This is a genomic window from Curtobacterium sp. PhB191 (assembly GCF_004346515.1).
Classification (GTDB): Bacteria; Actinomycetota; Actinomycetes; order Actinomycetales; family Microbacteriaceae; genus Curtobacterium.
This window is the reverse complement of the sequence record NZ_SMBV01000004.1, coordinates 154,932-173,425: the sequence shown is the minus strand read 5'-3', so window position 1 is coordinate 173,425 and position 18,494 is coordinate 154,932. Positions and strand designations below refer to the sequence as shown.

Here is an 18,494-nt window from a genome sequence, read left to right as displayed (position 1 = left end):
GCGCCCGCCGTCGCGTGGTCACGAACTGTCGGCCAGCGTTCCGCCGAGCGACACGTCGTGACCACTCGGCGGACGTGAGCGGGGAGTCGCGACCAGTCAGCGACGCAGGGTCGCGCGCGCCAGCCGGTTGCCGACGAACTGGCCGAGCTGCACGATGACGACGATCGCCGCCACCGACACGTACACGATCCACCAGTCGTACCGCTGCGATCCGTAGGTGATCGCGTACTCACCGAGTCCACCGCCACCGATCAACGCACCCTGCGCCGTCATGTCGACGATGCCGATGTAGATGAACGTGTAGCCGAGGATGAGCGGCCCGAGGCCCTCGGGGATCAGGACGGTCAGCAGGATCGAGATCGGGTGCGCACCCGATGCGCGAGCTGCCTCGACGACGCCGGGGTCGACCGCGAGCAGGTTCTGCTCGACGATGCGCGACACCGCGAAGGCCGCTGCCAGTGAGATCGCGAAGGTCACCGCGGGCACGCCGATCGTGGTCTGCACCACGACGCGCGACAGCGGGGCGATCGCGGCGAGGAAGATCACGAACGGGATCGGCCGGACCAGGTTCACGACGACGTTGATGATCGTGTACGCGGTGCGGTTGCCGAGCAGGTTGCCGGGCCGGGTCGCGTAGAGCAGCAGCCCGAGGGCGAGCCCGATGACGCCGGCGATGACGAGCGACACGAGCGACATCACGATGGTGTCGCGCATGGCGGCGAGGAAGACGTCGAACGTGTCGATCACGCTCTGGAACGAGTTGTTCACGCTGCTGCCTCCTCGTCGGTCGTGACGCCGTCGGCGCGCAGGGCGGCGACGGCGCGATCGATGGCGTCCGATGCACCAGCACCAGCACCGGCGTCGGCGACCCCGCCGGCCGTCAGCTCGTACGTGAGCGAACCGATCCGGCGCTCGCGGATCTCGCCGACCCCGCCGTAGACGAGCTCGGCGGTGACCCCAGCGGAGCGGAACACCGCGTCGATCCGGTTCTGCAGCCCGGCCTCGTCGGTGATCTGCACGGTCACCAGACGACCGGGGTGGCGTTCGCGCAGGCGAGCGAGCGTGTCGACCGAGGGGCGGTCGTGCAGCGCGGTGCGGACGAACCGCTGCGCAGCGCCCGTCCTCGGCGCGGAGAACACGTCGTAGACGTCCCCGACCTCGACGACGCGTCCCTGCTCCATCACGGCGACGCGGTCGGCGATCTGCCGGACGGCGTCCATCTCGTGCGTGATGACGATGATCGTCACGCCGAGTTCCTTGTTCACCCGGCGGAGCAGCCCGAGCACCTCGGACGTGGTCTCCGGGTCGAGGGCGCTGGTGGCCTCGTCGGCGAGCAGCAGGTCGGGCGACGCCGCGAGGGCCCGCGCGATGCCGACGCGCTGCTTCTGACCGCCGGACAGCTGCTCCGGGTAGGCGTGGGCGCGCTCGAGCAGCCCGACGAAGTCGAGCAGCTCGGCCACGCGACGGTCCCGCTCCTCCTTCGGCACACCAGCGACCTTGAGCGGGTACGCGACGTTGCCGGCGATGGTGCGGGACCGGAACAGGTTGAACTGCTGGAAGATCATCCCGATGTTGCGACGCGCCAGACGGCGATCCCGCTCGGGGATCGCCGTCAGTTCCTTGCCCGCCACGGTGACGGTCCCGGAGCTGGGGAGCTCGAGGGCGTTCACCAGACGGACCAGGGTGGACTTGCCGGCACCGGAGTACCCGATGACGCCGAGGACCTCTCCCTGGTGCACGTCCAGGGAGACGTCCTCGACGGCCACCACGGTCTCGCCGGTGTCGGCGCGGCGGTAGTGCTTCGAGACGCCGCGGAGTTCGACGAGGACCGGCACTACTCCGCTGCCGCCTTCGCGTCGGACTCGACCGTGGTGAGCTCCTTCTGCAGCGAGGCGGCACTCTCGTCGCTCGGGACGGCGTCCGGGTAGTCCTTCGCGAAGACCTTCTGCACGGCGTCGTCCTGGAACAGCTTCGCCAGGTCGAGGTACGTCTTGTTGGTCTTGTCGGCGTCGCGGACGGCGAAGACGTTCACGTACGGGGCGGCGGAGGCGCTCTTCGGGTCGTCCTGGAAGATCGCGTCCTTGGTGTCGAGCCCGGCCGAGGTGGCGTAGTTCACGTTGACGATCGCGCCCTCGACGGAGCCCTGCTGCAGGGCGTTCGCGGTCTGCGAGGCGTCGAGCGTCTGCACGTCGACCTTGTGCGAGGTGATGTCGGCCGTGGTCGAGAAGGCGTTGCCGCCGTCCTTGAGCTCGAGCAGGTCAGCGGCCTGCAGGACCAGGAGCGCACGGGCCTCGTTGATGGCGTCGTTCGGGATCGCGACCTTCGCGCCGTCCTCGAAGTCCGCGACGTCGGAGACCTTCGTCGAGTACAGCGGCAGCGGGTAGACGGCCGTCGCGCCGATCGGCTGCAGGTCGTCGTCCGAGGTGACGTTGTAGTTCGCCAGGTACTGGATGTGCTGGAACTGGTTGATGTCGATCTGCTTGTCCTTGAGCGCAGGGTTCGGCAGCGAGTAGTCCGAGAAGTTCTGGAGCTTCACGGTGACGTTGAGCTGCTCCTTGGCGGCCTTCACGTACGTGTTCCAGTAGGGCAGCGACTTGTCCGAGACACCGATGGTGACGGTCTTCGGCGCAGCGTCACCGGCGGCAGCGCCACCGCTGTCGCCACCGGAGCGCACGACTCCGACGATGACGGCGACGACGATCGCCACGACGACGATGACGGCGGCGATGATCCAGCCGATCGGGCGCTTGCCCTTCGGCTTCTCGGGCAGTGCGGGGGCTGCGGACATGCTGGTGCTCCTCGTGGGCCGTGCTGTGCGGGGGAGCCGCGGTGGTCCGCGGCGTGGAGTCGAGTGTGACGGGCGCGAGTCCCCGGTGCGAGTTCCGTTCCGCCGTGTTACATCGCCGTCACGGGGTGCCTTGGTTCACTCGGTACGTGCGCAGCATCGAACTCGTCCTCGACGGCCGCTCGGACGCAGCGGTCCGGTCGCTCTGGCAGACCCTCGTCGCCGCGGAGCTGCCGAGCCTCGGCCACTCGGGCACGAACGACCCGCACGTCACCCTCGTGGCCGGCGAGGCCGTTCCCGTGCCGACGGACGTCGACGTCGACGTGCCCGAGGCCCTGCGCGTCGCCGGTGTCCTGCTCTTCCCCGCCGGCCCCGGTCGGCACGTGCTCGGCCTCGGTGTGGTCGTCGACGAGCCACTGGCCTGTTTCCACCGCGCGGTCGACGCCGCCGCTCCGGGCTCGGTCGATTCGTCGCTGCCCGGTCGGTGGGCACCGCACGTCACCCTCGCTCGGCGGATCCGCGACGTCGACCTGCCGGCCGCGCTCCGGGTCCTCGCTGCGGACGGGCCCCTGCCCGAGGTGCTCACCGTGGGCGGTCTCCGGCACTGGGACGGGGGTGCGAAGGTGGTCACCCGCCTGCGCTGACGCGCGCTGCGGACCGGCACCGGGCCTCCCGGACGCGAGGTCGGCACGGTCGGCAAGGTCGGCAAGGGCCCGCGGAACCAGGTTCCGGACACGGAACTGCGCGATCGCGTGGTGCTGTGTCCGGAACCTGGTTCCGGGGCGCAGGTGCGCGGATGCGCGGGTGCGCGGGGCGCGGGGGCGTCGGACTGGAGGCGCGGGTCAGGCCCGCAGCACCCGCTCGCCGAACGCGGATGCGAACGTCCGGTCCGGGTCGGCTCGTGCGATCAGCTCACGGACGTCCGCCACCCTCGGGTACAGCTCCGCGATCGCGTCGCCGTCGAGCGAGCTCATCTTGCCCCAGTGCGGTCGCCCGTCGAACGGAGCGAGCCGCGCCTCGAGGTCGGGCAGCAGCGCGGCGACCGCCTCCGGGTGCTTCTGCCAGGTGAACGCGATGCAGAGCACGTCCTCGCCCTGGGTCGGGCTCAGCCAGAGGTCGTCGGCCGCCATCGTCCGGAGCTCGCACACGTGCAGGTGCGGCTGGATGCGGTCGGCCAGCCCGCGCAGGGCGTCGAGCGCCGCCGCCGCGTGCCGGAGCGGGACGAAGTGCTCGCTCTGCACCTCGGACCCGTGGCTCGGCACGGACTCGATGGGGAAGTGCGGCAGCCGGTCCCACCAGGGGCCCACCGAGCCGTCGCGCGCCGTGTGGTGGCCGTCGCCGGGGGAGCCGGGCAGCCGGGGAGCGCCGAACAGGTCGTCCGGCACGGCGGTGTCGTCGGCGCCGTCGGGCAGCCGGGACTTCACGAGCGCCTCGCTGATCTCGTCGCCGAAGACCGTGTAGGCGCACACCGAGTACCCGGCTGCGTGGACTGCGGCGACGTGGTCGGTGAACGTGCTCCACGGGAACGGCCCGTACGAGTCCTGCCGCATCCGGTACGTGGGTTCGAGGTCGAGCGTGACCCGGGTCACGATGCCGAACAGCCCGAGGTGCAGGACCGTGCCGGGGAACGCCGGGTCGGTGCGGTCGACGGTCCGGAGCGAACCGTCGGGGCCGAGCAGTTCGAGGGACCGGACCGCGGTGGTCAGCGAGCCGAGGGCGGTGCCGGAGCCGTGGGTGCCGGTGGCGACCGCGCCGCCGACGGAGATGTGCGGGAGCGAGCCCATGTTGTGCAGCGCGAACCCGGCGCGGTCGAGGTCGGGAGCGACGACTCCGTAGCGGGTACCGGCTCCCAGGGTCGCCGTCCGCCGCTCGGGGTCGACGACCAGGTCGGTGGGGATCGCGGTCAGGTCGAGCAGGACCCCCGGGGCGTCGGCGGAGTCGTTGAACGAGTGCCGGGTGCCGAGCCCGTGCACCCGCGGGGAGCGTGCGACGACCTCGGCTGCTTCGTCGATCGAGCCCGGTCGGAGCACCTGCTCGGCCGTGTACGTGACCGTGCCGGACCAGTTCAGTTCGCTCGCCGTCGACCGCATGCCGCCCACGATGCCACGTGGACCCGTGGGCGGCACCGCGGTCAGTGCGCGGGCGGGGGCGTCGGCGCGCCCTCGGGCACCGCCGGACGGGTGACGAAGACCGATGCCAGGATGCCGAACAGCGAGATCACCGCGCCGACCATGAACGCGGTCTTCACACCGGAGGCGGTCGCAGCGGCCACGGCGTCCGCACCCGCGCCGGTCGCTGCCGTGGCGGCGCCGATCGTGAGCAGGGTGACGAACAGGGCGGTGCCGGCGGCTCCGGCGAGCTGCTGCGCCGTGCCGAGGACCGCGCTGCCGTGCGAGTAGAGCTTCGGGGGCAGGCCACCGAGCGCCGCCGTGAACAGCGGGGTGAACGTGAGTGCCAGGCCGATGCTCAGCACGACGTGCGCCCCGAGGACGAACCACACGCTGGTGTCCACGCCGACCGTGGAGAGCGCCCAGAGCACCGCGCTGACGATGATCGAGCCGGGGATGAGCAGCACGCGCGGTCCGCGACGGTCGTAGATGCGTCCGACGATGGGGGAGAGGAGCCCCATGAGCAGCCCGCCGGGGAGCAGCAGCAGTCCGACGTTCAGGACCTCGAGCCCGAGGACGCGCTCCAGGTAGATCGGCAGCAGGATGAGCGTGCCGAACATCGCCATGAAGCTCAGCGCCATCGCGACGATCGGGACGGTGAAGCCGCGGGTCTGGAAGGTGCGCAGGTCGAGCAGGGCGCTGTCGGTGCGCTGCAGTCGGGTCTGACGGAGGATGAAGACCGTCAGGGCGACGGCACCGACGACGAGCGCGGTGACCGGGACGAACAGGCCGGTCGTGCCGGCCTCGCCGATGCTGGACAGGCCGTAGACGATCCCACCGAACGCGAACGCGGACAGGATCACCGAGACGACGTCGAGCGGTGCCCGGCGGGGCGTCGAGACGTTGCGGACCTTCACCATGCCGAGGATGAGCGCGGCGATCGCGATCGGCAGGACGAAGCCGAACAGCCAGCGCCACGAGAACGCGTTGAGGATGAGCCCGGAGATCGTCGGGCCGATGGCCGGCGCGACCGAGATGACGATCGAGATGTTGCCCATGATGCGGCCGCGGTGGGCCGGGTCGACGAGGGTGAGCACCGTCGTCATCAGGAGCGGCATCATGATCGCGGTGCCGCTGGCCTGGACGATGCGGCCGACGAGCAGCAGCGTGAACCCGGGTGCGAGCAGGGCGATCAGGGTGCCGGCCGAGAACAGGCCCATCGCCCAGACGAAGACGGGGCGGGTGTTGAACCGCTGCAGCAGGAACCCGGTGATCGGGATGACGACCGCCATGGTGAGCAGGAAGCCCGTGGTCAGCCACTGCCCGGTCGCCGCACTGATGTCGAGGTCGTCCATGAGCCGCGGCAGCGCCACGCCCATGATCGTCTCGTTGAGGATGACGACGAACGCGGAGACGAGCAGCAGCCCGATCACGAGACGGGTCTCGGCAGCGGTCGGTTGCGAGACGCTTCCCGTGCGGGGGGCGGAATCGACGGCCTGGGTCATGCGGGAGCTCCTGGTGGATCACGACTGGTGGAACGAGGTGGCGCAGAACGCGCAGACAGGGCAACCGCCTGAGTGGATTCGATTATTCCGCTCCGCACCGACATCCGCACGTGAACGGTCGGTGCGACCGGGTCAGTGCAGGATCGCGAAGCCGTCGGCGTCGCCGTGCGGCACGACCGGCCGGAACTCGACGTCCGTCACGGTGGCGGACGGTGGCCCGCTCCGCAGGCACTCCATCAGCGTCTCGACCGCGACCGACGGCCCCTCGGCCTCGACCTCGACGGTGCCGTCCCAGAGGTTCCTGGCGTACCCGACGAGGTCGAGCCCGTCGGCCTTCCGTGCCGTCCAGTACCGGAACCCGACCCCCTGGACGGTCCCCGACACCACGGCATGCATCCTCGTCACCGTCGTCATGATCCTCACCGTATCCACGCGGGGCCTCCCGGAGTTTTCGGCCTCGTGACGATCTGTTTCCGGTTCGTGACGACCCGGAGCCGCCTGCGGGCGCAACACACCGCGAAGCGGTGATAGGGTCATCGCAACCCGAACACTTCGAGTCAGAATGACATTAAGGTCCACCATGGACGAAGCAGGCATCCGCGTCGCGGTCTCGACCGTGATCGTCGCGCTGCGCCCGCACCCCGACACCGGGGCGCCGGCGCTGTGGATGCCGCTGGTGCGCCGGGTGGCCGAACCGTTCGAGGGGTCGTGGGCACTGCCCGGCGGTTGGGTCGGCGTCGACGAGGGACTCGAGGACTCCGCCGCGGCGCGCCTGCGCGAGACGACGAACGTGCAGCCCCGCTACCTCGAACAGCTCTACGCGTTCGGCGACGTCGGCCGCTCACCGAGCCGGGTGGTGTCGATCGTGTACTGGGCGCTCGTGCACCCGGACGAGGCGAACGTCGTGCCGGACGACTGGAACGTCCGCTGGTTCCTCGCCGACGAGCACCCGCCGCTCGCCTTCGACCACGACCGGATCGTGGAGTACGCGCTCTGGCGGCTCCGCACCAAGATGTCGTACTCCCGCATCGCCCAGGCCTTCCTGGGGGACCGGTTCACCCTCGCCGAGCTGCGCGGGGTGTACGAGGCGGTGCTCGGGCGTGCGCTCGACCCCGCGAACTTCCGTCGGCAGGTCGAGAAGACCGACGCGATCCTGCCGACCGACGAGACCACGAGCGGGGGCAGGCACCGTCCGGCCCGGCTGTACCGCTCGAACCCCGACCTGGCCTACGCGGACAACGGCCCGCTGCAGCAGGGCACACGACCGCAGAACCGATAGGAACCACCGTGTCCATCGCGACGACCATCGACCTCATCTCGAACGGCAAGGCCGGCGGCAGCACCTGCACGCCCGACCTCGCCATGCCCACGTGGGACTTCGACTCCCGGCCCGGGTACGGCCCGGGCTCGTCGATGACCGACGTCATCCCGACGAGCGCACCGCGGCAGGGCGTGCTGCCGGACGAGTACAAGACCGCGCCGACCGACGAGCTGCACGCGCGCATCGAGCGGGCGAAGGCGACGCTCGGCGACCGGGTCGTCGTCCTCGGGCACTTCTACCAGCGCGACGAGGTCGTCCGGCACGCGGACTTCCTCGGTGACTCGTTCCAGCTCGCCAACGCGGCGCTGACGAAGCCCGACGCCGAGGCCATCGTGTTCTGCGGTGTGCACTTCATGGCCGAGACCGCCGACATCCTGGCCCGCGACGACCAGCGCGTCATCCTGCCGAACCTCGCGGCCGGCTGCTCGATGGCGGACATGGCCGACATCGACAGCGTCGAGGCCGCCTGGGCCGAGCTGACCGCCGTCTACGGCACCGAGCCCGACGCCGACGGCCGGGTGCCCGTCATCCCCGTCACCTACATGAACTCCGCCGCCGACCTCAAGGCGTTCTGCGGGCGCAACGGCGGCATCGTCTGCACCAGCTCGAACGCCGCGACGGTGCTCGAGTGGGCGTTCGAGCGCGGGCAGCGCGTGCTGTTCTTCCCCGACCAGCACCTCGGTCGCAACACCGCCAAGGCCATGGGGATCAGCACCGACCTGATGCCGATGTGGAACCCCCGGAAGCCCCTCGGCGGCAACGAGCAGAGCGACCTCGAAGCGGCGAAGGTCATCCTCTGGCACGGCTTCTGCTCGGTGCACCGCCGCTTCACGGTCGACCAGATCGACCAGGCCCGCCGCGAGCACCCCGGCGTCCAGGTCATCGTGCACCCCGAGTGCCCGATGGCCGTCGTCGACGCCGCCGACCACGCCGGCAGCACCGACCTGATCCGGAAGACCGTCGCCGCGGCCACCGAACCGACCACGTTCGCGATCGGCACCGAGATCAACATGGTGAACCGGCTCGCCGCGGAGTACCCGCAGCACACGATCTTCTGCCTCGACCCGGTCGTCTGCCCGTGCTCGACGATGTACCGGATCCACCCGGGCTACCTCGCCTGGGTGCTCGAGGCCCTCGTGCGCGGCGAGGTGCTCAACGAGATCGTCGTGCCCGCCGAGGTCCAGGCCGACGCCAAGGTCGCGCTCGAGCGCATGCTCGCGGCCAAGCCCCGCGGCTGAGCCCGAGCCCCGCGGCTGAACCCAAGCGCGAGCCAGAACCCGAACCCGAACGACCGAGGGAGACCACCGTGCACGTCGTCATCGTCGGCTCCGGCATCGCCGGACTGACCGCAGCGATCCGTGCCAGCGCCGTCCACGACGTCACGCTGGTGACGAAGGGCGCGCTCGCCGACAGCGCCACCGCGTACGCCCAGGGCGGGGTCGCGGTGGCGCTCGGTGCCGACGACTCGCCGGCACTGCACCAGGCCGACACCCACGTCGCGGCAGCCGGCAGCGCGGACGCGCGCGCCGTCGAGGTCCTCTGCACCGACGGTCCGGCGCGGGTCCGCGACCTGCTCGCCCTCGGTGTGCCGTTCGACCGCTCGACCGACCCGTCGGCACTCGACCGGTACGGCGACGACCTGGCCCGCGGGCGCGAAGCCGCGCACGGACGCTGGCGCGTGGTGCACGCCGACGGCGACGCGACCGGCGCGGCGATCGAGCGCACGCTCATCGACGCGCTGCACCGTCAGCACGTCACGATCCTCGAGCGCACCTGCCTCACCGACCTGGTCGTGCGCGACGGCACCGTCGTCGGCATCGACGTCCTCGACCTGCTCGGCGAACCACGACGGATCGACGCCGACGCCGTCGTGCTCGCCTCCGGGGGAGCGGGACACCTGTACCGCGAGACCACCAACCCGCTCGTGGCGACGGGGGACGGCGTGGCCGCCGCGTGGCGTGCCGGAGCGGTGGTCGCCGACCTGGAGTTCGTCCAGTTCCACCCGACCCGCCTCGCGGTGCCGGACGGCGGGCTCGTCTCCGAGGCCGTCCGCGGCGAGGGAGCCGTCCTCCGCGACGCGCGCGGACGCCGCTTCATGACGTCGGTGCACCCGGACGCCGAGCTCGCTCCGCGCGACGTCGTCGCCCGTGGCATCGCCGCCGCCGTCCGCGACCAGGGCGGCGCGCCGGTGCTCCTCGACGCCACCGGACTCGGCGCGGACTTCCTGACCGGACGCTTCCCCGGACTCACCCGGGCCACCCGTGCGGCCGGTTTCGACTGGACCCGACAGGGTGTGCCGGTGTCCCCGGCGGCCCACTACTCGATGGGCGGCATCGCCACCGACGCCGAGGGGCGCACCAGCCTGCCGGGGCTGCTGGCCATCGGCGAGGCCGCGTGCACCGGGGTCCACGGCGCGAACCGTCTGGCCTCGAACTCCCTGCTCGAGGGGCTCGTCTTCGCGGTCCGCGCAGCGGACGCGGTCGCCGGACCCCGGCCCGGCCTGCTCCGCCTGCGGGGGAACGCAGACCTGCGCGTGACCAGCGTTCCCCGAGCGGCGGACGTGATCCGCGCCTCCCGTCAGGCCCTGCCTGGAGGCGCGACCCACCTCGACGACGTCGGTGACGTCCGGCAGGCGGTCCAGGCCGTCATGACCGACCGCGTCGGGCTGCTGCGTGACGCGACCGGACTGGCGAGCGCCCGGCGCGACCTCGACGCGCTCACCGCGCCCGCCACCGGCGGCGTGCGCGAGCACGAGGACCGCGCACTGCTCGACCTGGCACGGCTGGTGGCGCTCGCCGCCGAGACCCGCACCGAGTCCCGCGGTGCCCACGCCCGCACCGACCACCCCGACACCGATCCAGCAGCCCCGGCCTCGTACGCCTGGGTCGCCGAGACGGTCACTCGACACATCGCCGTTCCGCAGGAGGTTCCCGCATGACCATCGACCCCGGCACCATCCCGCCGCACGCCCTCCGCCGCGTCATCGAGACCGCGCTGGAAGAGGACGCGCCCTGGGGCGACGTCACCAGCGAGACGCTCATCCCGGCCGACGCGACCGCGACGGCGACGCCCGCGGCCCGCGAGCCCGGGGTGCTGAGCGGCGGGACCGTCTTCGTGGCGGTCATGCACGCGGTCGACCCGTCGATCCGGGCGACCGTGCACGCCGACGAGGGGTCCGCGTTCACCGCCGGCGACACGCTCGCCACCGTCACGGGGTCGGCGCGTTCGGTGCTCCGCGCCGAGCGGGTCGCGCTGAACCTGGTGCAGCGCATGTCGGGGATCGCCACCGCCACCGCGGCCCACGTCGCGGCCGCAGCGGGCACCTCGGCGCGCATCGTCGACACCCGGAAGACCACGCCCGGCCTCCGTGCGCTCGAGCGGTACGCCGTGCGCTGCGGCGGCGGCCACAACCACCGCACGTCGCTGTCGGACGCCGTGCTGGCCAAGGACAACCACCTGGCCGTGCTGCTCGCCGGCGGCATCGGCATCGGTGAAGCGATCACCGCAGCGCGGCAGCGGCTCGGGCACACCGTGCACGTCGAGGTCGAGGTGGACCGCATCGACCAGATCGAGCCCGTCGTCGCGGCGGGCGTCGACACGATCATGCTCGACAACTTCACGCCGGCCGAGCTCCAGACGGGTGTCGGCATCGTCGCGGGTCGCGCGCTCGTCGAGGCGTCGGGCGGGGTTTCACTCGACACCGTCGCGGCCATCGCCGCGACCGGGGTCGACGTCATCTCGGTCGGGGCGCTCACCCACTCGGCCCGGGCGCTCGACCTCGGGCTCGACATCGCGGTGGCGGCCGGGGCCTGACCGTGTTCTACCTGGACCGGGCGGCCACGACCCCCGTCCGCCGCGAGGTCCTCGAGGCGATGTGGCCGTACCTGACCGGGGTGTTCGGCAACCCGTCGTCGACGCACGGTGTCGGGGACGAGGCCGCGCGCGGGCTCGCGGCCGCACGGGCCACGGTCGCCGGCGTGCTCGGCTGCCGACCGGCCGAGGTCGTCTTCACCACGGGTGGGACCGAGGGTGCGAACACCGCGGTCAAGGGGATCGCGCTCGCCGCCCCACGCGGACGCCACGTCGTCACCAGCGCGATCGAGCACGAGGCCGTGCTCGAGAGCTGCGCGTACCTGGCACGCTTCCACGGCTTCGACGTCACGGTGCTGCCGGTTGCGTCGGACGGCCTGGTCGACCCGTCGGTGCTGCGCGCGGCGCTCCGGCCGGACACGACCCTCGTGTCGATCGCGCACGCCGACAACGAGATCGGCACCGTGCAGGACGTCCCGGCGCTCGCCGCCGAGGCCCACGCGGTCGGCGCGCGCTTCCACACCGACGCCGTGCAGTCCGCGCCGTGGCTGCCGGTCGGGCTCGACGTCCTGGGCGTCGACGCACTGTCGCTCTCCGGGCACAAGCTCGGGGCGCCGAAGGGGACCGGTGTGCTCGCGGTCCGGTCGGGGGTGCCCGTCGAACCGTTGCTGCATGGCGGGGGACAGGAGCGGGGCCGACGCTCCGGCACCGAGGACGTCGCCGGCGCGGTGGCGGTCGCGACGGCGCTCGGGCTGGTGGCTGCCGGCGGTGCTGCTGCCTCCGGTGCTGCTGCCTCTGGTGGTGTTGCTGCCTCCGCCGCCGCCGCGACGACCGTCCGTGACGCCGTGCTCGACGGGGTGCTCGCCGCCGTCCCCGGTGCGTTCGTGACCGGGTCGCGCGCGCACCGACTGCCCGGGCACGCGTCGTTCTGCTTCCCCGGGGTCAACGGCGAGACCGTGCTGCTCGAGCTGGAACAGCGCGACGTCGTGTCCTCGTCGGGCAGCGCCTGCGCCGCCGGCAGCACCGAGGCGTCGCACGTGCTCACCGCGCTCGGGATCCCGGACGAGGTCGCCCGGACCGCGCTCCGACTCACCTTCGACGGTTCCCTCGCCGCGGAGGACGTACCGGTCGTCGTCGGAGCGGTCGCGGACGCCGTGGCCACCGTCCGCGCTCTGGGCTGAGACATCGCATCCAGGGTGTACTAGACGTTCTACTCCATGAGTGGGGTCGTGTCCCCCCTTATGCGGACACGGAATCTGCGCCAGAGTGTCCACATGGCAAACGTGATGTTGACCCGGACACGACGGGACGACCGCTTCCGAGCGGTGCAGCTCCTGCCTGCACCGGCGACCCTCGTCGCGCTCGCCCTGGCTGCGCAGCACGACCTCGGCACCGCCCCCCTCGGGCTGATCGCCGCCGTCGGAGCCCTCGCGACCGTCGGGAGCGCCCTGCTCCCCATGATCCGACCCGCCGCCGCTCGACGGTCGATGCCCGCACCGATCGAGACGGACCGGTACCGAGAGGACACCGAACACCCTTGAGGTCCGACACCGCCCGGCTCCTCCCGTGATCCGGCCGGTGCCCCAGACCGGATGCCGATACCCCTGATCGACATCCGGAGCGGGGCGCGACGTTCCCCCTGTCGTCGCGTCCCGCCACACACCGCGACCCGCCGTGGGCCGACGTCGACCCCCTGAACGACGTCAGTTCCCCTGCAGCCCACGGCGGGCTCCCGGTGTCTCCCGCTCCCGCTACCGTCGGGGCATGCCCTCGTACCGTGTGACCCTGGCGATCGGCGCGCTCGCCGCCGGCACCGCGCCCGACGCCGTCCTGCCCGCTGCGGCCCGGCTGGTCGCCGAGCACGCCGTGGTCGAGGCGCAGGACGTCCGCCTGCTGCGCGGTGTGCCGTGCGCGGTCGTCCGGTTCGAGTCCGACGACGACGCCACGGCAGCGGTCGTGCGCGACCGGGCCGTGCACGGCCTCCGCGACGTGGTCGAGATCCGCTCCGCCGTCGTCACGCGCCGCGACGGTGCGCGGTGGATCCCGGTGGCGTGACGGCTGCGGCCGTGCTGCCCGGGGCGTGCGGCGCGCCCGGTGCGTCCCGCGTGCCCGGTGCGTCCGGCGTGCCCGGCCAGACGTAGTCGAGGTCGTCGGGCGCGTCCGGGAACAGTGCGCGGTAGTGCTCCGGCGCCTTCTGCACCAACTTCGAGCGGTGTGACGCGTGCAGGGCCTCGTCGTCGTTCCACGGCGGGATCGGGACGTCGCCGCGCTCGTACGCCGCCAGGTCCTCCGGGACCCGCCCGAGGTCCAGCAGCGTCTTCTCCAGGCAGGTGTCCACGTGCCCGCGGTCGAGCCAGACGCGGCACGTCGCCTCCTGGTACGCCATCAGCGCCGGACGGTAGCCGCGCCACATCGCGGTGACCGGGTGGTGCTGCCAGCCGTACCCCGGCAGTGTCAGCGCCCGCATCACCTGCAGGGTCTCCACGCGCTGCTTGCCGAGACGTCGGTCGTCGAGGACCTCGGCAGAGGCCCGGAAGTCGGCGTACGGCAAGAACGTCTGCATGCCGAGGGACGGTACCCGGGGGGGGCCTGGCACCCGACACATGTCGTCACACGCGGACCGCCTCGGTGGCAGGCGTGTGAGCATCGACCGCATGAGTGGAGAACTGGTCGTCGGCGTCAGCGGTAGCCCTTCGGACCCCTCGAGGACGTCCACCCTGGTCGCGGCCACGGTGGCGCGCCTCGGGCAGGAGATCGAGGGTGCCCGCACCGAGACCATCGAGATCGGCCCGCTCCTGGCCGACCTCGGTGCCGCGTCGTCGCGCGAGGCGATGTCCGAGCGCACCCGGGCGGCACTCGAGACCGTCGAGGCCGCCGACGTGCTCGTCGTCGGCAGCCCGGCGTTCCGCGCCGCCTACTCCGGCGCGTTCAAGCTGTTCTTCGACTGGATCGGGCAGTACGACCTCGTCGACACCCCGGTCCTGCTGACCGCGACGGGCGGCAGCGACCGTCACGCCCTGCTCGTCGAGCACCAGATGCGCCCGCTGTTCGGCTTCTTCCAGTCGACGACGCTGCCGATCGGGGTGTTCGGCAACGAGCGCGACTTCACCAAGCGCGAAGGTGGCTACGACATCGGCAACGTCGACCTGGAACTCCGCATCGACCAGGCCGTGCGCCGGGCGATCCCGATCATCCGCGGGGGCTTCGCCACCGCCGGCCTGGCCGACGTGCGGCGCCCCGCGGACTTCTGACCCGGCGCCGCCGCCCTTCCGCGCGTTCCTGGTCGATTCGGGCGTACCTGGTCTGGAGTTCTCACCAGGTACGCCCGATTCGACCTCGCATCGCAGATGTCGTGGGAAAGAACGCGCTACGGAGCGGGGACGGTGACCGTCTCGCCCGACGCCGCCGACCGGCGCGCCGCGTCGAGCACCTCGACCACGTGCACCGCGTCGTCGACGGGCACCGGCACCGGACCGAGCCCGCGGACGGCACGCGCGAACCGCTCGTAGTAGTCCGTGTAGGAGCTCTGCGCCGACGGGACGTCGATCGTGCCGGACTCCGTCGTGAGGGTCCCGGGCGAGGGCTCGACTCCCCAGGTCGACCGGTCGTCGGCAGGTGACGCACCCGCCACGGCTGCCTGTGCCTGCACGTCGGTGCTCGTGGCCTCGTACGTCCCGTCGACACCGTCGAGGCGGAGCTGCCGTGCACCCAGCCACCCGGCCTTGTTCGACGTCAGGACGGACTCGACGCCGGACACGTGCGTCGCTGCGAGCGTGAAGCCGGCGTCGATCTGGCCGTCCTGGTCGCGGCCGAGCGAGCGGGCATCGCGGACGTCGAGCGCGCAGGACACCCGGGCGATCGGTCCGAACAACGACACGGCCTGGTCGACCAGGTGCGATCCGATGTCGGAGAGCACACCGCCGCCGATCCCCGTCGCGATGCCGTGCCGCTCGACCATGTCGAAGCGGGACCAGAAGCGCAGCGGCGCCCCGACCCGTCCGGCGTCCAGCACGCTCCGGAGGGTGGCGAGGTCGGTGTCCCAGCGGCGGTTGTGGAAGGGCGTGATCACGACGCCGGCGTCGGCAGCGGCCTGCCGGATCTCGCGGGCGGTGGCCGGGTCCGGGGCGAACGGCTTGTCCGCGACGACGGCGATCCCGGCGGCGATCGCCTGCAGGACGAGTTCGCGCCGGGTGGACGGGGGAGTGGTGACGACGACGGCGTCGACGCCCGCGGCGATCAGGTCACCGAGGGAGTCGTGCACGGTGACGCCGGGCAGGTCGGTCGCGAGCTGCTCGCGCTTCGCGGCCGAGCGGGCGACGACGCCGACGAGGTCGATGCCTGCCGCGTCCAGCAGGAACGGGCGGTGGAATGCCCGCCCTCCGATGCCGTAGCCGACGAGTCCGATGCGCACTTTGTCCATACATATGAACCTAGCGCGTCCAGCCCGCGTTGGGAACGTTCCAACGAGGCGGACGGGAGGCCCGCGGCGGCCCCGCCACGGGCCTCCCGTCCGCCTTTTGCGCGCGTGTCGGGCGCGACGTGCGCGCGTGACGGGCGTGACGGGCGCGACGTGCGACCGCCAGGTTCCACGACTTGCCGTCCGCGTGACGCCGAGGTTCCACTCCGAGGCGGCAGCGGCGCCGAGGTTCCGAGATCTCGGAACCTCGGCGGGGCGAGAGACGCCCGTGCGGCGTGACGGGCGTCAGGCGATGAGGGACGCGACGTGCGCGACGGCCAGGCGGTAGCCGTCGGCGCCCGCGCCGGCGATGACCGCGGTCGCGGCGGTGGCGACGTGGTCGACGTGCCGGAAGGGCTCGCGCTTCCACGTGTTCGACAGGTGCACCTCGACGACGGGGACGGACAGCGCCTCGACCGCGTCGTGCAGCGCGACCGAGGTGTGTGCGTAGGCCGCGGGGTTGATCACGACCGCGGCGAAGTCGTCGAGGGCCTCGTGCAGCCACTCGACCAGTTCGCCCTCGCGGTTCGTCTGGCGGAAGTCCGCGTCCAGCCCGTGCACGGCTGACTCGGTGTGCACGATCGCCTCGAGCTCGGCGAGCGTCACGGTGCCGTACTGCTCCGGGTCGCGCCGCCCGAGGATGTCGAGGTTCGGTCCGTTGAGGACGAGGATGCGCGCCTGGTCGGTCATGGGGCGAGCCTAGCGATCGCGGGCCACGGGGTACCGCCGGCAGACACATGCCTCGGCTATGTGAACGGTCACAATTCGGTGTAACGTCTCCGTCCGGGTCGGCGGAGTTGTCGACTGCAACACACTGACGTGGAGATGTTGAATGGTTCTCGCTGCAGCGAACGAAGGGATCCGGCTCGACTTGGGCTGGGTCGACTACCTGATGGTCATCGTGTACTTCGCGGTCGTCATCGGGATCGGGTTCACCGCCCGCAAACAGGTCCGGACGAGCATGGACTTCTTCCTGTCCGGGCGCTCGATGCCGGCGTGGATCACGGGCCTGGCCTTCGTGTCCGCGAACCTCGGTGCGACCGAGATCCTCGGCATGGCCGCCAACGGTGCCCAGATCGGCATGGCGACCCTGCACTACTACCTGGTCGGCGCGGTGCCGGCCATGGTGTTCCTCGGGCTCGTGATGATGCCCTTCTACTACGGCTCGAAGGTCCGGTCGGTGCCGGAGTTCATGCTCCGCCGCTTCGGCAAGGCCCCGCACCTGGTGAACTCGATCGCGTTCGCGGTGTCGAACGTGCTCATCGCGGGCATCAACCTCTACGCCATGGCCATCGTCATCGAGGCGATGCTCGGCTGGCCGGAGTGGCTGGCCATCGTCGTGTCCGCCGGCTTCGTGCTCGTCTACATCACCCTCGGCGGGCTCTCCAGCGCGATCTACAACGAGGTCATGCAGTTCTTCGTGATCATCGCCGGGCTCATCCCGCTGACGATCGTCGGTCTGCACCGCGTCGGCGGCTGGGACGGACTGTCGTCTGCCATCGTGAAGACCCAAGGCGTGCAGCACCTGCAGGCGTGGGCCGGCACCGGCTTCGGTGATGTGACCAACCCGATCGGCGCCAACTGGCTCGCGATCGTGCTCGGCCTGGGCTTCGTCCTCGGCTTCGGCTACTGGACCACCAACTTCACCGAGGTGCAACGCGCGTTCTCGGCGAAGAACATGTCCGCGGCACGCCGGACCCCGCTCATCGCCGCGATCCCGAAGCTGTTCATCCCGGCCATCGTCGTGATCCCCGGTCTCATCGCCGCGGCGGTCGTCGGCAACCAGTTCGCCGACGGCTCGCTCACCTACAACGACGCGATCCCGAAGCTCATCCAGATGTACCTGCCGACCGGTGTCCTCGGCGTCGCGGTGACCGGCCTGCTCGCGTCGTTCATGGCCGGCATGGCGGCCAACGTCTCGTCGTTCAACACCGTCTTCACGTACGACATCTGGCAGCGCTACATCAAGCCGAACATGCCGGACATCCACTACCTGAAGACCGGTCGCTGGGTCACCGTCGTCGGCGTCCTGGTGGGCATCGCGACCGCGTTCATCGCGGCCCAGGCGTCGAACATCATGACGTACATGCAGACGCTGTTCTCGTTCTTCAACGCGCCGCTGTTCGCCGTCTTCATCCTCGGCCTGCTCTGGAAGCGGATGACCACGCAGGGTGCGCTCTGGGGCTACGTGCTCGGCATCGTCACGCCGACGATCACCTGGATCGCGTACCTCGTGAACCCGGACCTGTTCGCCACGGCGACCGCCGAGACCCTGTACGGCGCGATCATCTCGTTCGTGACCGTCCTGATCGTCGGGTTCATCGTCTCGATGTTCACCACGCCCAAGGACGAGAAGGAGCTCGGCGGTCTGGTCTACGGCATCGGCAAGATCGACCTGCACGGCGACTCCGTCGCGACCGACACCGCCTGGTACCGCTCGCCCGCACTGCTCGGCACCGTCGCACTGATCCTGTGCGTCGTCCTGTACCTGCCGTTCCTCTGATCCGCG

General features: G+C 71.4%; 18 protein-coding genes and 1 tRNA gene. 10 read left to right on the top strand and 9 right to left on the bottom strand.

Features of this window, described 5'->3' with window-relative positions; genetic code table 11:
- Positions 1–96: 96 nt before the first annotated feature.
- From EDF48_RS08595 to EDF48_RS08585, 3 genes are read right to left on the bottom strand one after another with little or no spacing between them, the layout of a single operon-like run.
- Positions 97–714 (bottom strand): ABC transporter permease subunit, encoded by a 618-nt coding sequence (locus tag EDF48_RS08595; protein WP_111084480.1) that lies wholly within the window; start codon positions 712–714, stop codon positions 97–99.
- 50 nt (positions 715–764) lie between these two features.
- Entirely contained in the window at positions 765–1,835 is a 1,071-nt protein-coding gene (locus EDF48_RS08590) for a methionine ABC transporter ATP-binding protein (RefSeq protein ID WP_131879373.1), read from the bottom strand.
- Positions 1,835–2,788 (bottom strand): MetQ/NlpA family ABC transporter substrate-binding protein, encoded by a 954-nt coding sequence (locus EDF48_RS08585; RefSeq protein ID WP_123672400.1) that lies wholly within the window; start codon positions 2,786–2,788, stop codon positions 1,835–1,837. The genes EDF48_RS08590 and EDF48_RS08585 overlap by 1 nt, the downstream gene beginning before the upstream one ends.
- Positions 2,789–2,934: 146 nt before the next feature.
- Here EDF48_RS08585 and EDF48_RS08580 point away from each other — a divergent pair, with 146 nt between their 5' ends.
- The gene (locus EDF48_RS08580) at positions 2,935–3,429 is read left to right on the top strand and encodes a 2'-5' RNA ligase family protein (protein WP_131879371.1); all 495 of its coding nucleotides are present in this window, start codon (positions 2,935–2,937) and stop codon (positions 3,427–3,429) included.
- Between the two features lie 198 nt (positions 3,430–3,627).
- On the opposite strand, the gene EDF48_RS08575 is transcribed toward EDF48_RS08580, so the two are convergent.
- From EDF48_RS08575 to EDF48_RS08565, 3 genes are all read right to left on the bottom strand, one after another.
- The gene (locus tag EDF48_RS08575) at positions 3,628–4,875 is read right to left on the bottom strand and encodes an FAD-binding protein (protein WP_131879369.1); all 1,248 of its coding nucleotides are present in this window, start codon (positions 4,873–4,875) and stop codon (positions 3,628–3,630) included.
- 41 nt (positions 4,876–4,916) lie between these two features.
- Positions 4,917–6,398 carry an MDR family MFS transporter gene (locus EDF48_RS08570; RefSeq protein WP_131879367.1) on the bottom strand — a complete coding sequence of 494 codons (1,482 nt, stop codon included), beginning with the start codon at positions 6,396–6,398 and terminating at the stop codon, positions 4,917–4,919.
- A gap of 132 nt (positions 6,399–6,530) precedes the next feature.
- A complete protein-coding gene (locus EDF48_RS08565) occupies positions 6,531–6,812 on the bottom strand; it encodes an acylphosphatase (protein ID WP_228504877.1) in 282 nt (93 codons plus the stop codon).
- 166 nt (positions 6,813–6,978) lie between these two features.
- Here EDF48_RS08565 and EDF48_RS08560 point away from each other — a divergent pair, with 166 nt between their 5' ends.
- The 7 genes from EDF48_RS08560 (at position 6,979) to EDF48_RS19075 (ending at position 13,474) form a co-directional block, all read left to right on the top strand.
- Positions 6,979–7,677, top strand: coding sequence for an NUDIX domain-containing protein (locus EDF48_RS08560; RefSeq protein WP_111084339.1), 699 nt, complete (start codon positions 6,979–6,981; stop codon positions 7,675–7,677).
- A gap of 8 nt (positions 7,678–7,685) precedes the next feature.
- Positions 7,686–8,957 carry a quinolinate synthase NadA gene (gene nadA / locus EDF48_RS08555; protein ID WP_131879365.1) on the top strand — a complete coding sequence of 424 codons (1,272 nt, stop codon included), beginning with the start codon at positions 7,686–7,688 and terminating at the stop codon, positions 8,955–8,957.
- A 68-nt stretch (positions 8,958–9,025) separates the two neighbouring features.
- Positions 9,026–10,657: an L-aspartate oxidase gene (gene nadB / locus EDF48_RS08550; RefSeq protein WP_131879363.1), complete on the top strand. Its 1,632-nt coding sequence runs from the start codon at positions 9,026–9,028 to the stop codon at positions 10,655–10,657.
- Positions 10,654–11,532, top strand: a complete 879-nt coding sequence (gene nadC, locus EDF48_RS08545) for a carboxylating nicotinate-nucleotide diphosphorylase (protein ID WP_131879361.1) — start codon at positions 10,654–10,656, stop codon at positions 11,530–11,532. Before nadB ends, nadC begins: the two co-directional genes overlap by 4 nt.
- 2 nt (positions 11,533–11,534) lie before the next feature.
- Positions 11,535–12,710: a cysteine desulfurase family protein gene (locus tag EDF48_RS08540; protein ID WP_131879359.1), complete on the top strand. Its 1,176-nt coding sequence runs from the start codon at positions 11,535–11,537 to the stop codon at positions 12,708–12,710.
- A gap of 93 nt (positions 12,711–12,803) precedes the next feature.
- Complete coding sequence (locus EDF48_RS08535; protein WP_123938580.1) at positions 12,804–13,070, top strand: hypothetical protein; 267 nt, start codon at positions 12,804–12,806, stop codon at positions 13,068–13,070.
- Between the two features lie 322 nt (positions 13,071–13,392).
- Positions 13,393–13,474 (top strand) — tRNA-Ser (locus tag EDF48_RS19075).
- Positions 13,475–13,543: 69 nt separating this feature from the next.
- On the opposite strand, the gene EDF48_RS08525 is transcribed toward EDF48_RS19075, so the two are convergent.
- Entirely contained in the window at positions 13,544–14,092 is a 549-nt protein-coding gene (locus tag EDF48_RS08525; protein WP_243698066.1) for an MSMEG_6728 family protein, read from the bottom strand.
- Between the two features lie 91 nt (positions 14,093–14,183).
- Here EDF48_RS08525 and EDF48_RS08520 point away from each other — a divergent pair, with 91 nt between their 5' ends.
- The gene (locus EDF48_RS08520; protein WP_165901113.1) at positions 14,184–14,780 is read left to right on the top strand and encodes an NAD(P)H-dependent oxidoreductase; all 597 of its coding nucleotides are present in this window, start codon (positions 14,184–14,186) and stop codon (positions 14,778–14,780) included.
- A gap of 116 nt (positions 14,781–14,896) precedes the next feature.
- Here EDF48_RS08520 and EDF48_RS08515 read toward each other — a convergent pair whose 3' ends face one another.
- Together EDF48_RS08515 and aroQ are read right to left on the bottom strand one after the other, a co-directional pair.
- Positions 14,897–15,949: a Gfo/Idh/MocA family oxidoreductase gene (locus EDF48_RS08515; protein ID WP_131879357.1), complete on the bottom strand. Its 1,053-nt coding sequence runs from the start codon at positions 15,947–15,949 to the stop codon at positions 14,897–14,899.
- Between the two features lie 282 nt (positions 15,950–16,231).
- Complete coding sequence (gene aroQ, locus EDF48_RS08510; RefSeq protein WP_111084329.1) at positions 16,232–16,675, bottom strand: type II 3-dehydroquinate dehydratase; 444 nt, start codon at positions 16,673–16,675, stop codon at positions 16,232–16,234.
- Between the two features lie 142 nt (positions 16,676–16,817).
- Between aroQ and EDF48_RS08505 the strand changes: the two genes are divergently transcribed.
- Complete coding sequence (locus tag EDF48_RS08505; RefSeq protein ID WP_123292052.1) at positions 16,818–18,488, top strand: sodium:solute symporter family protein; 1,671 nt, start codon at positions 16,818–16,820, stop codon at positions 18,486–18,488.
- The last annotated feature ends 6 nt before the right edge of the window (positions 18,489–18,494 follow it).

Bases quoted from the DNA above. Each gene is read 5' to 3' on its own strand.
- EDF48_RS08535 (WP_123938580.1), top strand. From the start codon at position 12,804: ATGGCAAACGTGATGTTGACCCGGACACGACGGGACGACCGCTTCCGA.
- EDF48_RS08585 (WP_123672400.1), bottom strand. From the start codon at position 2,788: ATGTCCGCAGCCCCCGCACTGCCCGAGAAGCCGAAGGGCAAGCGCCCG.
- EDF48_RS08570 (WP_131879367.1), bottom strand. From the start codon at position 6,398: ATGACCCAGGCCGTCGATTCCGCCCCCCGCACGGGAAGCGTCTCGCAA.
- EDF48_RS08560 (WP_111084339.1), top strand. From the start codon at position 6,979: ATGGACGAAGCAGGCATCCGCGTCGCGGTCTCGACCGTGATCGTCGCG.
- EDF48_RS08565 (WP_228504877.1), bottom strand. From the start codon at position 6,812: ATGACGACGGTGACGAGGATGCATGCCGTGGTGTCGGGGACCGTCCAG.
- nadC (WP_131879361.1), top strand. From the start codon at position 10,654: ATGACCATCGACCCCGGCACCATCCCGCCGCACGCCCTCCGCCGCGTC.
- EDF48_RS08505 (WP_123292052.1), top strand. From the start codon at position 16,818: ATGGTTCTCGCTGCAGCGAACGAAGGGATCCGGCTCGACTTGGGCTGG.
- EDF48_RS08575 (WP_131879369.1), bottom strand. From the start codon at position 4,875: ATGCGGTCGACGGCGAGCGAACTGAACTGGTCCGGCACGGTCACGTAC.
- EDF48_RS08595 (WP_111084480.1), bottom strand. From the start codon at position 714: ATGCGCGACACCATCGTGATGTCGCTCGTGTCGCTCGTCATCGCCGGC.
- EDF48_RS08515 (WP_131879357.1), bottom strand. From the start codon at position 15,949: ATGGACAAAGTGCGCATCGGACTCGTCGGCTACGGCATCGGAGGGCGG.
- EDF48_RS08520 (WP_165901113.1), top strand. From the start codon at position 14,184: ATGAGTGGAGAACTGGTCGTCGGCGTCAGCGGTAGCCCTTCGGACCCC.
- aroQ (WP_111084329.1), bottom strand. From the start codon at position 16,675: ATGACCGACCAGGCGCGCATCCTCGTCCTCAACGGACCGAACCTCGAC.
- EDF48_RS08525 (WP_243698066.1), bottom strand. From the start codon at position 14,092: ATGCAGACGTTCTTGCCGTACGCCGACTTCCGGGCCTCTGCCGAGGTC.